This is a genomic window from Oceanicaulis sp. (genome assembly GCF_051859625.1).
GTDB lineage: Bacteria > Pseudomonadota > Alphaproteobacteria > Caulobacterales > Maricaulaceae > Oceanicaulis.
Genome location: NZ_JBHYFH010000002.1, coordinates 48,520 through 61,902, shown reverse-complemented (window position 1 = coordinate 61,902; position 13,383 = coordinate 48,520). Strand labels below are relative to the sequence as shown.

Annotated in this window: 5 protein-coding genes and 1 tRNA gene; 1 reads left to right on the top strand and 5 read right to left on the bottom strand. The window is 61.6% G+C overall.

All coding sequences use genetic code 11. From position 1 onward, the window contains the following. Positions 1–179: 179 nt before the first annotated feature. The 5 genes from ACTIGF_RS09750 to ACTIGF_RS09730 all read right to left on the bottom strand — a co-directional run bounded on the left by ACTIGF_RS09750 (position 180) and on the right by ACTIGF_RS09730 (position 10,474). The gene (locus tag ACTIGF_RS09750; RefSeq protein ID WP_439636708.1) at positions 180–3,833 is read right to left on the bottom strand and encodes a S8 family peptidase; all 3,654 of its coding nucleotides are present in this window, start codon (positions 3,831–3,833) and stop codon (positions 180–182) included. Between the two features lie 12 nt (positions 3,834–3,845). Then, positions 3,846–4,286: a hypothetical protein gene (locus ACTIGF_RS09745; protein ID WP_439636707.1), complete on the bottom strand. Its 441-nt coding sequence runs from the start codon at positions 4,284–4,286 to the stop codon at positions 3,846–3,848. Positions 4,287–4,502: 216 nt separating this feature from the next. Beyond that, on the bottom strand, positions 4,503–7,061 hold the full coding sequence (locus ACTIGF_RS09740; protein ID WP_439636706.1) for an EAL domain-containing protein: 2,559 nt from the start codon (positions 7,059–7,061) through the stop codon (positions 4,503–4,505). A 127-nt stretch (positions 7,062–7,188) separates the two neighbouring features. Continuing rightward, positions 7,189–10,050, bottom strand: coding sequence for a S8 family peptidase (locus tag ACTIGF_RS09735; RefSeq protein ID WP_439636705.1), 2,862 nt, complete (start codon positions 10,048–10,050; stop codon positions 7,189–7,191). A gap of 348 nt (positions 10,051–10,398) precedes the next feature. Further along, positions 10,399–10,474 (bottom strand) — tRNA-Phe (locus ACTIGF_RS09730). Positions 10,475–10,668: 194 nt separating this feature from the next. On the opposite strand from ACTIGF_RS09730, the gene ACTIGF_RS09725 reads away from it, so the two are divergent. Then, complete coding sequence (locus ACTIGF_RS09725; protein WP_439636704.1) at positions 10,669–13,335, top strand: TonB-dependent receptor domain-containing protein; 2,667 nt, start codon at positions 10,669–10,671, stop codon at positions 13,333–13,335. Positions 13,336–13,383: the final 48 nt, after the last annotated feature.

Genomic DNA, 13,383 nt, shown 5'->3' with positions numbered 1-13,383 from the left:
TACGCCAACCGTACGTCCTTGAGCGCAGTCTTGGAAAGTCGGGGCGCGACTGACAGATGAATATCAGCGCCTTAGGCATGAATATCGGGGCGTTTCAGAGGATAAAGTCTCGCCTGACACAAAAACGCGGCCCCCAAGGCAGGAGCCGCGTCGTTGCACCTGTCAGGTGTGCGTCTCAGCTATTCGTTGTCAAAGCCGAAATCGGTCAGGCCGCCGGCGGTGGTGACTGCGAAGCGGCGCATGCGGACGGTGTCCGCCAGCACCGCTGCGTCGGCGCGGATGCGGAAGCTGAGATCGCCGCGACTGAAATTGCCGCAATCCACGAAATCGGCGGCTCCGATCACATACTCATTGCGTCCCGCCCGGTTGGAGCGAAGGGTGATGGAACAATCTGAATAGGCGCCGGTGAACTGGCCATTGCCGCCCGCAGCATTGGCGATCGCCACCTCGATGGAGTCTGGCAGTCCGCCATTGATGCCCGTGATCCGGAACACGCCTTTCGTGCCCGCATGGGCGTCGCCCACCCATTCAAAGGGCCCGAACACCACTTCTTCGCGGCCACCGGAAATGGCGGTCGGGCTCACGCCCTGTCCGCTCTCGGCGTCAAACCCGAAATCGGTGATATCGCCCTGAGCGCCAAAGGCGATGCGCCGAATCTTGATCCGGCTCGCCATGTTCGCCAGAGAGGCCTGGACCGTGAAAGTCAGATCCCCCCGGCCGAACGCTCCGCAATCAGCGAGGTCTTCGCGCAGGATCAGATAATCGTTCGCACCTGCACGCTGAGGCCGGATCGCCAGAGAACAATCGGCCGTCGTGCCCGAATAGCCATTGGCCGTGGCGTTGGCGATGGAGACGTCTATGCGGGTCACCGCGCCATTCGCGATGCCGGCGATGCGGAACTGGTTGGAGGTCGCCGCCGTGCTGTCACCCGTCCATTCAAACGGCCCCACGCTGACCTGCCCCACACCGCCGCCAATGTTCACGGGGACCACGCCGGCGCTGGATTGAGCGTCGATATGAAAATCAGTCAGCGAACCGCTGGCCTGACGGATCAGGCGCTGCATGCGCATATTGTCGATGTCGCCGGGCGAATAATTGACGCGGCTATCGTCTGCGGTCACCCGGAAGGTGAGATCGGCACGTCCGAAAGCGCCACAATCAGCCAGGTCCTCGGGCAAGATCAGGAAATCGTTCTCGCTGCGCCGATTGGACCGGATGGTCAGCCGGCAATCAGAAAACGCGCCTGCATACCCTGACTGGGACGCGTTCGCGATCGCCACGTCTATCGTCAGGGCGTCCCCTTGCAGCACCGGCGTCAGACGAAACTCGCTGCGCAGGGCGCCGTTGGCGTCATAGGTCCATTCAAACGGGCCATAGTCCGCCTGGACAGTCGCTTGCGGCGCAGAATTGTCGCTTTCCGGGGTGGGCTGCAAATCCGCCGCCCTCTCAAAGGTCACGCTTGAAGGTCCTGCAACGGACCGAACCCGGACGCCGGACGTCCCGCTGGTCGCCGCCCCCTGCCCCCCTGAAGGGTCAAACGCGGCGTCCGTGATGCCGCCGTTGGAATTGAACAGGAAACGGCGCATGCGCACGCTGCTCGCATCGGCGGACTCCACGGTCACATCAATATACAGGTCGCCGCGATCAAACCGGGCGCAATCAACGAAATCTGACCCGCCGATAATGTACTCATTGCCCGAATAACGATTGGCTCGAACGTTGAAATCACAGCGTATGGACGCGTTGCTCACGGACTGCCCTGCGGCGTCGCCCCAGCGCTCGATATCCGCGCTGACGGCGCTGGGTATGGCGGTGTTCAGGCCGACCACACGGAATATGCTGGACGTGCCCTGATCGACGTCGCTGACCCACTCAAACGGACCAAAGCGGACGGTTTCCTGGTTCGCATTAAGCGCAGTCGCTACAAAGGCTGTCGCTTTCATACGGATACGCGTGCTTGCCCCATCGACGCCAAGCACCAGCTCGCCGGAATTGAACGCGTCGTTCAGGCCGTTATCGGCGATGCTCAGGCGCAGCTGCCCGGCTCCATTCGCCGACAGGGTCAGAGCCGTTGTTGAAACAGGCGAACCGGACGGCGCGCCCGATCCGGAAAAGAACTCCGTGGTCAGCCAGCTCGGCTTGGAGATGACGCGAACGGTGCGCGCCTGGAAACTGGCGTTGTTCAGGCCGCGGACAGCCGTGTTGAACGAAGAGACGGCGCTGGTGGTGTTGCGGGCGTCATAGCGCATCAGATCACTCAGACTGACGGAATTCACCACGCCAGCGCCCTCGTTCAGAAACGTAAAAGCGGCATCCACCTGAATGCGGGCATGAACACGCTGGGTCGCCACATCCATCACAGGCTCACCTGTGACTTTCAGCGCTTCGAGAAAATCGGCGACGCTGGCGTTCGGGAATGCGTCTCTCAGCAACGCCATGGCGCCCGCCACATGCGGGGTGGCCATGGAGGTGCCGTTTGAAGAGGAGAACCAGTGACAGAATCCCTCAGAATTCGGCGTTGCGTTGTTGATGACGCAGTTCTGCCCGGGCGCGGGCTCTTCAGAGCCAAAAGCGGCGTAAATGTCTACACCTGGCGCCAGAAGGTCCAGATAGTCTGCATCGTTTGAGAAGGACGGGACCTCATCGCTATCATCCACCGCACCGACGGAAATGGCGCTGCGAATACAGGCCGGAGAGCTCAATCCGTTCGCGAATCCGTCATTGCCAGCGGCGACGACCACGGCGATCCCAGCATCGTTGAGAGCGCCCATTGTGCGATCATATGAGCTGCTCGTGCAGGGAGACGCATTCGCCGTCGAGCCGCCCAGGCTCATATTCACCGCGCCCAGATTGAGCGTGTCGCGATTGAGATAAAGCCAGTCCAGAGCCGCAATCTGATCAGACGTATAAGAGAGCGTGCACGGCCCCTCGAGAGGCTCGCCATCCTCGACGCATTCCGCAGGCTCGAACCGGCTGAAAACATTGACCGCGACAATGCTTGCGCTTCGCGCTACGCCCGAAACCGTGCGGCCCGAGGAGAGGTTCAGCTGACGCCCGGCCACTGTCGAAGCCACGTGCGTGCCATGAAAGCAGCCGTCAATTCCGTTCTCAGAATCAAAATTATCTTCAACGCAGGCATCCCCCGCCTCGGCGGAGGTCAAGTCAGTCTGGACATCCTGCCCGTTCGGGCAAAGTGACGAGGACTCACCGGTGATGGTTGTGTTGTAACACGCGCTGGCGGTGATGGCGGGGCCGATCATGGGATGGTCTTTCTCCACCCCCGTGTCCAGAACAGCGACCGCCACACCGAAGCCAGAATACCCCCGAGCCCACAGGGCAGGAGCGCCGACCTGCTGAACCGAGGTGTCCGTCATCGGGCGCATGGGGACGTTGTCGTATACGTGCGCCACATCAGGATTCGCACGCAGCTCCGCGATTTCCCGAGCATTGGCCATAATGGTAAAGCCAGGCGTCAGCTCAAAGGCTTCATACCCCTCGACCGCGTCTTGCCGCCCAATGCTTTCAGCGTTTCGCGCAAACACGCGTGCGGTCACGGCGCGGCGCATATCGTCGATCTGCTGACGCATCATCTGACCGGCGAACCCCGGCTCGCCCGCCAGCAAGGTTTCATCCTGTGAGACGTTCAAAATGACGATGACGGATGTGCGCTCGCCCGACTGCAGCCGGCTCACCGCACGGGCGCTGACCGCCCCATCGAGCGCCTGGACGCCAGCCCCGGTCTCGGCTGTCTGGGCCAGAACAGGCGACGTTGCAGCGAGGCAAGCGACCAAACCGAGCGCTGCGGTGATCAAAAGGGTTTTATGAAAGGTCATTCAATCAAGCCTCTAGCCGTCTGACCGAGCGCCCATCGGGCGTGCGGGAACATCTTCCTGGAGGGTGCGAACCGCATCATGCCGGGCCAGGCGCCGGGCTTCATCCGCTGTCAGCCTCACTTCAAAAGCATAGGCCGAAATAAAACTCTGGCCAGAGCGAGGCAGGTCAGCATGGCCGTCTGCCGCCGCGACATACCCGTCTGCGCCGAAGACGTCAGACAGGACTTGCTCGCGGAGCTGATCAAGGCTTCGTCGTGCGCGCTCGACGCCTTCCGGCGTCGAGATGTCGCCCGGTCCGTCTTCGAGCGAGACGATGTAGTTGACCCGGTCCGCCATGGGGTGCTCCTGCGCGCCAGATTGATCAGACGCTGAGGGCGCAGCGCAACCCCCTGCACACGCCAGTGCAGCGCTCAAGGCTGTGATCATGATCACAGAATATGAGTGATTGCGCATACTGGTCCGCCCTCCCCTGAGCGTCACTGCAGCCTGCAGACAGGCCGCAAACGCGACCATTAGACCTTCAAACGCCTGAATGCGCCATTAACGGGTTTTTCAAGGGCCAATTCAACCCGAACAAGAGGGCTCGAAACGCAAATCCCGCCAGAATGACTAGCGGTGCTCTGGAAGCTTCAGCTTCACAGCGTGAAGACCGTTTGCGATTTGCTGATGTCAGGGGCGGGTCCGGCTTAACGGCGCCTCGCCTTCCGCCTGATGCTGGAACAGGCCGACCAGATCCATCACCGGCATGGGGCGCGCCAGGCCAAAGCCCTGCGCCCAATCAGCCCCAAGCCCCTGCAGCGCTGGCAACATGTCGGCATCTTCCACGCCCTCGACCGTGCATTGCATGCCCAGGGTGTGGGCCATCTCCACTGAGGAACGAACCAGCAAACGATCGCGATGGGAGTCGTTGAAATCTTGCAAGAAGAAGCGGTCGAGCTTCAATTCATGCGCTTGCAAATCCTTCAGATAAGCCAGCGAAGACTGACCGACGCCGTAATCATCAATAGACAATTTCACGCCGGCCCGAACCCATTGCTCCAATGTGTGCGCCGCGCGTTTCATGTCGTATACGATCGCGGTTTCCGTGATCTCGAAGATCAGCTGGCCCGGCGCTTGCGCCGCGATCCGGGCGGCGAGCGCGGCAAAATCGGGATCTGTAAGCAAAGACCCTGAAATATTGATCGACAAAGCCACATCATGACCCGCGCGAGACAAGGCGAGCTGATCGCGCGCGATGCGCTTGAGCGCCCATTCCGTCAGACGCCAGATATGGCCGGTTTCCTCAGCCAGCGGCACGAACTGGCCGGGCGAGATATTTCCGGTTTTGGGATCATGCCAGCGCGCCAGCGCTTCAGCGCCATCAAACTGGCCGGTGCGTAAATTCAACTTGGGCTGATAATGCAGGTCCATATGACCTTCGGAAATGGCGACGGCCATACGGCTCATCAACGCCAGATTCTCAGACGGGTCGCCGAACGCCTTGGCGTCAAAACGTGCAAAAGCCACATGCGTCTCACGCGCCTGTTCCACCGCGATCATCGCTTGCTTGATACAATCATTCCCCTCATGGGGCATGCCGCCGACCGTCACCGTCAGGTCGATATCGATGTCATCGATCTTGAACGGCTCCTGCACCAGCCGGTGCAAACGCATCGCCACTTGCTCGAGATAGTCCTCATCCAGCAAGGAGTCCTGCGGGGCGTAATCCAGGATCACGCCCAAATCGCCCGTGGCGATCAGTCCGACCTTCTCAGTCGCCGAATCCGTCTTCAAGCGTTCAGCCAGCTGCACACACAAATCAGCGAAGGCGCCAAAACCAAGCGCCCCGTTCAAGGCGTCGCGCCGGTTGATGCTGACCACGAGCAACGCCACTTCACGATCACGCGCCTGGGCTTTGGCGAGCGTGCGCTCCAGCGCGCTGCGAGAGGGCAGTCCCGTCATGGCGTCGGTGTAAAGCGCATTCGCGAGGATCGCCTGTCGCTCTTTGGAGGCCCGATAGAGATACAGGCTGAACAGCAAGGCGCCAAAAATGAGAAACAGGGCCGCTCCGGCGCCGATCAGCCGGGTTCGGCTGCGAGCCGTCGCCAGCGCCAGGTCTTGCTCAAGGCCTGTCGTGCGCAACTGGTTGATCTGCAATTCTTGCTCAGTGAATTCAAATTGCGCGGCCAGCAAGGCCGTGTTCGCGGACGCAGCGATATCGCGCGAAGCGTCTTCAAGCCGCTTGAAGGCTTGCGCATGGTCCAGAGCGCGCTCGAACTCGCCCAAACGGGTATAGATTTCGACGGCCGTTTCATGAAAGTCCGTGAAAGGCTGGGTCGACGCGTCCAGCGGCACGCCATCAAACGTGCGCTCGATCGCATCGCGGGCGGCCTCCAGCTCGCCGCGACCCAGCGCCGTCTGCGCCCGCACTCCATACAGGAAACGCGACCATTCGCCGGCTTCCTGCCCATCAAACAGCGTAAAAGCCTGATCAATCACCTGGTCGGCTTCGTCATAGGCTGAGTTGGCCGCATGCAGCGCCCCCAGATTGTTCAGGATGCGAGCCTGCAGCACCTGACTGCCCATGGAGTCTGCGATCTGAAGCGCCGCCTCAAATGCGGTCAGCGCCTCGTCATAGCGGCCCATTTCGCGATAGGCGTTCGCCATATTGTTTGAGGCGGCCAGTTCCAGAACGGGGTCTTCGTACCGCTCAGCCGCATCGGAAAAATGTTCGATCGCCTGCTGATATCGCCCGCTGGCGGAATAAATCGAACCGATGGTCTGAAGCACAATGGACTGATTTCTCAGCGCACCAATTTCAAGATAAATATCATAGGCCTGCCCCATGCTATCAAGCGCCAGCGCATAGTCTCCACGGTCTTTCGCGATGCGCCCGCGCGCGACCAGAAGATCGGCATACAATCGTGTGGGGGGCGGGGAAACGCCCAACAGGGATATGGCGCGGTCCACCACAGGGCCGGCGTCATTGGCGCGTCCAAGCCGGGTCAACGCTTCTCCTTGCAGCCAAAGAGCCGCCGCTACGGAGTGCGCATGTCCTTCTGTCCGGTTGTTGGTTTCCGCTTGGGCTTCAGCCGCTTGGGCGCTGGCCAGAGCCTGCGCCGGATCCGCCATCATGGCGGCCTGAGCCTCTTCAATCAGAGCATCATAGATAGACGGAGCCGCCTGCCCAAAAGATTGGGACGAGACGAAAGACAGCAAGATGAAAGCGGCCAGTACAGCTCGCAACATCAGATGACCCCCATAACAAAATACTAAGAATAACTTACACGTGTATTCTTAATATTCCCGGAATCATCCGTATCGACTTTGAGGCCGCACCGTTGAAGACAGTCCAGTCGGTGCGGCCTCAAGGTGATCAGAAGCGCAGGCGGGCTCGCATGCCGCCCGCCCAATTGGCGCCCGGCGCCTGGAAATCCGCGTTCGGACCTTCCACTCGCCCGAAAGCGTTCAGGCTGAGACGGCCGTCAAACGCGTCCATGCCATACAGCATTTCCATCGCCAGCGGGCGATCTCCACCCAGGCGCCAGCGCTGGGTTTGCACCCCGAGCGTCCCGGTTTCCGCGTCCGTCACGGCCAGGCCGGAATACTCGACCACGCCGCTTTCCACATGCAAAGGCTGGATGAAGGATGCACGCACGGCGTCCCCGCGTCGCAGGATGTTGTTCCGGCTGAGCGACACCTGGAAGGCGGTGGACAGAGCTGGATCAGACAAGGCCATGCCCGCATCGCCATACGCCGTCGCCGCCGTACGGGCGACTGCGCCTGAAACACTCAGCTGCATGCTGTCGCCAAGTCGCATATCAGCGCCGAAGGTCAGCGCGTCAGTTTCAGAGCCGCCGTCAAACGCCAGAACGCCCAGGCCCTGGCCGCCCAGAAGGGCCGCCTCTTCGGACAGGTGGGTATAGCCAGCCTGAAGCGAGGTCACGTCATTGAGCTGGTGGCGCAGATCCAGCGCCACAGCTGATGCGGCGTACGCGTCAAGAGTTTCAAAAATTGCGGTGCGTTCGCCCGTCAATGGATTGCTGAACGTATAGGAGTCGCGTGTCGTGCTGGCGGCGATGGACAGACGGGTATCCGTCCCCATGTCAAAGCCCGCCATGGCGAACGGACCGCCCGAAGCGTATCCCAGCAGCGGATTGACGCCGCCGGTTTCAGGGCGGAAGTCGCTCGCCAGCCCAAACCCGCTATCCTCGCTGAACGCCAAGGCGCCCTCGCCCACACCAAAGCGGACAAGATACCCGGCTTCCGTGTTTTCCAGCGCCATGCCGGCCTGGAACGGCAGATCGCCGTCCGCCCAGGCTTGCCCCGCATCGAGAGACGAAGCGAAGGCGCTGACCACAAGGCCGTTGCGCTGGTCCACGACGTAAGACCGGGCCGGACCCTGTCGGAAATCGACGCCCACAGGCTGACCGACCCGTTCAAAGACATAGCTTTGGTTGGCCGCGGCCGCGCTGGCGCTCACCGCCTCTTCGCCCAGGCTCAGCTCTGCCAGAGTCATTTCGAAATCGCGGAACGTGTCGCGCAAGTCTTCAAAGACCGTGATGCTGGACTGGTCTGTCAGGTTGAAGCGCGACTTCAAGAAGCCGACTTCACTGGCGGAGACGCGCTGTCCACGCCAAGTATAGGTGTACAAGTCATCACGGTTGATCGGCCCCAACGCCGCCTGCACATCCAGCAGACCGCGTCCATAGACCGGATCGACGCCCGGCGCGCCGAGATCCTGCGTGGTGGAGAGCAGCACCTCAGCAATATCGCCCGCACCCAGCCAGCGCCACTCGCCTTTGACTAGCGCAGCTGCGCCGGTCACCAGCGGCGCCGCGAAGGACGTGCCGGACAGACGCACATAACCGCCCTCGCCGTCCGGCATCAGGATCATTTCACCTGGCGCCACCAGGAAGCGGTCCATCAGGCGTGCGCCCTCGGCGCATTGATTGCGGACCGTGAAGCAGGCGTCACCGGGGCGGTTTGAGAAGTTGGAAATCTCGCCGGTCGGGCTCACAGAGCCTACGATCAGAAGGTTCTCGACCTCGCGGACATCGGTCCAGTTCACATCAATTGTCTGGGAGACCCCGTCATTGCCAGCAGCAAAGACGAACAAGGTGTTGTCTGCGAACCATGAAACAAACCTGTCTGACAGCACATCCGCCCAGCCTTCGTTGAACGTCCAGCCCGGCATGCCGAGCGACAGATTCATGATGTGTGACGTCATGACCTGACGACGCACGCTCGACCGCACATCCGTCCAGTTCGTGCTCAGGCTTTCATCAAACGGATTGGACAGGGTCAAGAGGACATCCGGCGCGACGCCCATCAGCCCCTCGCCGTCATGGTCTGCGCCGATCAGGCTGGCGACGCCGAGACCGTGATTGAAATTGAGATAGTCATTACCGTTATTGCGACCCGTCAGGCCCGACATCCGGTACGGGACGGAGAAGTCAACCAGACCAACCCGCACATGCGCTCCGGCGCCCGCCTCATGCGACAGTCGCGGCGTCCAGTTGATCTGAGGCATCCAGTGATCCACATGATCGCGGCCGGAATAGCGCATCAAGCCGTCATAGAATTCCAGGAAGAAACGGGCGCGGTCTTCAGCGCTGATATCTTCCAGAGTACGCGCATCGTCCAAATCAATGCCAAAGCGCGCGGTCAGCTCGGCCTGGAAGCCGCTTTCAAAATCCGTCCCCGTGACGCCTTGATAGGCCGGGCCGAAAATATCTTCCGCCCGGTCAAACAACGCGTTGAGATCGGTCAGGAGCGTGCCGTACTCGCTGTCATTAAAGGCGCCGATATCGCCCCAGAAGGCGTCGATATCCCCCCAGAAGGGACCGATATCCCCCCAGAAAGCGCCGATATCGCCATAGAAAGCATCGATGTCGCCGTAGAAGGGGTCAATGTCGCCATAGAACGCATCGATATCGCCCCAGAACGCGTCAATATCGCCATAGAAGGGACTGATATCCCCCCAGAACGGGCTGATATCCCCCCAGAACGGACTGATGTCGCCATAGAACGGGTTGATATCGCCATAAAACGGATTGATGTCGCCGTAGAACGGATTGATGTCGCCATAATAGGGTGAAATCAGACGCAAGGTGACTTGGTCATCGCTATCCGGCTTCTGGCCGTTATGCGCCATGGCGCCCGCTGAAAGCGCCAGGCTCAAGGCCGAAGCCGAAACCGCGCTCATCAGAAAGGTGTTCAGTGTCCGAATTGTCATTTTGGCGACCTCCATACCATGAGGATAAGAGGTCATACTGTTATGACAGCCTAACAGGCAGGGTTTGCAAAACCTTAATTTTGTCTTTTACTTAGCAAATATTAAAGCATGTGCGCGAACGCAAAAACCTGAAGATTTACAGCTCCCTGCAACCCTGCACACATGGCCCGAAAGCGCGCCGCCTAGCCCGCGCGAGCAAGGTCGGACTCATATCAAAATTCATAAAGTCCGGCTCGCCCCGGTTTTCACCTGCTGACCATCCCGGCTCTCATAGGCGCTGACAGAGATGCGTGGCGTCGCCCCGGAAACGGGAGCGAGGAAGGACTGCCAGGGCAAGGAAAAGAAGAATGGTGCCCGGGGGCGGATTCGAACCACCGACACGCGGATTTTCAATCCGCTGCTCTACCAACTGAGCTACCCGGGCGGCGAGACGCAAATCAATGTGCGTCGCGCTGAGGACGCGGTTTATAGGCAAGCGCGCCGGGGCTGTCCATGCCCTCCAATCAGTCTTGTGCAGTCAATTTCAGATTTGTCCGGTCTGCCTTCATGCTTGCCCATGCAGGCCGGGGGCTGCTACGCGCTCTGCAAGGAATACGACTAAAACCTCCGAGGCGAGCAATGAAAAACAAAGTCTGCGTCAGTGCGCTGGCCCTGATGGCCGTTCTGGGTGAAGGCGGCATGGCGTTCGGCCAGTCCGTCACCGACGATGTCATCACCATCACGGCCGGCCGCGCGCCCGGCGCGCAGACAGGCGACCGGCCTGTGATCACGCTTGATTCTGAGGCGCTCGCCGCTAGCGGCCTGTCTGATCTGGGCGATGCGCTGGCGTTCAACCCCGCGATTGTCGGCTCGGAGTTCAATGACGATCCGGGCACGCAAAACGACACCTCCGGCACGTCGAGCGTCAATCTGCGCGGCTTGGGCCTGGGCGCGACCTTGGTGCTGGTCAACGGCGTGCGCCAGACGCCCTCATCGGTCGCGTCTGACGACGGCGCCAGCTTTGTCGACATGAACGCGCTTGTGCCCGACATCGCCATCAGCCGAGTCGAGATCCTCAAAGACGGCGCCTCGCCGCTGCATGGCTCGGACGCTGTGGCGGGCGTGGTCAATGTGATCACTCGCGACCGGTTTGAGGGTTTTCAGGTCCAGGCCGAGGCGCGCGGACCAGACGGGTTTGACGGCGCGGGTTTCACCTCCATCCTCTCCGCCATCGCCGGGACCGAGATGGGCGCTGTGCACCTCACGGGCGCGATCAGCTATCGCGACACCGATGGCGTGGAAGGGTTTGAGACCGACTTCATCCCGGGCACCGGCCTGTCGGCTCTGGGCCAGCCGGGCGCCTATTACATCCTGGCGCCGGGCGGAGGGTTTGAAGTGACGACCCCGTCTGGCGGCCCGCAAGTGATCCTTGATCGCGACTGCGCGGCGGCGGGCGGCCAGCCGCTGGTGCTGGGCGCGGATACCGCATTCGGCACGCCGGGCTATTGCCGGCTCGATTACGGCCAGTTCTTCTCTCTGATCCCGGACGAGAGTCGGCTGAATGTCTATGGCGCGCTGTCGGGCGATTGGGGCGATACGCGCCTGACCGTGCGGGCGGCCTGGGCCGATACGCAACTGACCCGCGGCAACTCGCCTTCCCTGCCCGCCTTGAGCTTTCCCACCATCCCCGTCGCCCATCCGGGCAATTATTTCGGTCGGGAGCTGACCTGGAATGGACGCCCGCGCGGGGTGAACGCCGGCGCAGCGCGGCGCAGCTTTGACCATGACACGCTGCGCTTTGACGCCGGGCTGGAGCACGACTTTGATGCTCTGGGACGCGCATGGACAGGGGCGGCGACGCTCGCATATTCCCGCAACGAGCTGGAAGCGACCATCACAGACCATATCGGCGAGCGGCTCGACGCTGCGCTCAACGGCTTTGGCGGCGCCAATTGCCAGCCCGGCGCCAGCGCGGGCGATCAGAGCGCGGGCTGTTACTGGTTCAACCCGTTCGGATCCGGCGTCCTGGTCACAGACCCGTCAGATCCGCGCTATAACGACCCCGCGCTTCTTGACTGGATGCTAGGCGAGGATGTGCGCACCTCCACCTCCGAACTCGCAAGCCTGGACGCCAGCATGACCACGGCGGCGCTGTTCGCGCTTCCTGCTGGCGACGTATCCCTGACGCTGGGCGGCCAATTGCGCACCGAAAGCCTTGAGGTGGATCACGGCCAGACCTTCAATGACGACGCCTTCCTGTTCATTGTCGGCGGGCCCGATTATGCGGGCGAGCGTGACGTGGTCAGCCTGTTCGCGGAAAGCGTCATCCCGCTTCACGAGCGCGCCCGGCTGACGCTGGCGGCGCGATATGAGGACCTTGAAGCGTTCTCCTCCACTGATCCCAAAGTCGCATTGGCGGTGGATGTCACCGAGACCCTGACCCTGTCGGCGAGCTGGTCGCAATCCTTCCGCGCGCCGTCCCTGCATCAACAAGTCAGCGCCACCACGACGCTGCAATCGCTGACCATCGGCAATCAGAGCCTGTTCCGCCCGGTGCGCACTGTGGGCTCCACGGCGCTCGATCCGGAAACCTCTGACAGCGTCACGCTGAGCGCCAGCTGGCGCAAGGCCGGCTGGAGCGCACGCGTGGACGCCTGGCGGCTTGAGATCGAAGATCTGATCGTCGAAGAAAGCGCCAACGCCATCCTCGCCGCCGATTTCGCCGATGACGGCCTTTATAACGACCCGCGCGTCGAGCTGTCCCAGGCTGGCGACGTGGTGCTGGTGCGCGCCAACTTCGTCAACGCTCCCAGCGTCGAGGCGCAGGGCGTGGACTTTGCGCTCGCCCATGACGGCGTGGACCTGGGCCGGTTCGGCCTGATCAATGCAGGGCTGGACGCGGTCTATACCGACGAATTCACCCTCTTTGACCCCGTTCTCAACACCACGATCGAAGCCGCAGGCAACCGCAACTTCACCAACTTCGCCCGCTCCCTGCCGCAATGGCGCGCCAGCGCCCGCGCCGGCTGGATAAACGGGCCGTGGAGCGTCAATGCGCAAGCGCGCTTCATCTCGTCCTATGACGATGATGAAAACGGCGGCGCTGAAATCGACAGCTGGACCGCCTATGACCTTCAGGCGGGCTGGAGCGATGAGGTGCGCGGCCATGTGCTGACCGCCTCTCTGGGCGCCCTGAACGTCTTTGACGAAGCGGCGCCGACCGTGAACACGCCGCTGGGCTATGACACCAAGGTGCATGATGCGCGCGGTCGCGTGCTTTACGCGCGGATCAGCGTCCAGCGCTAGGGTTCAGAGCAAACAAAAGCCCCGCAGCATAGCTGCGGGGCTTTTTTT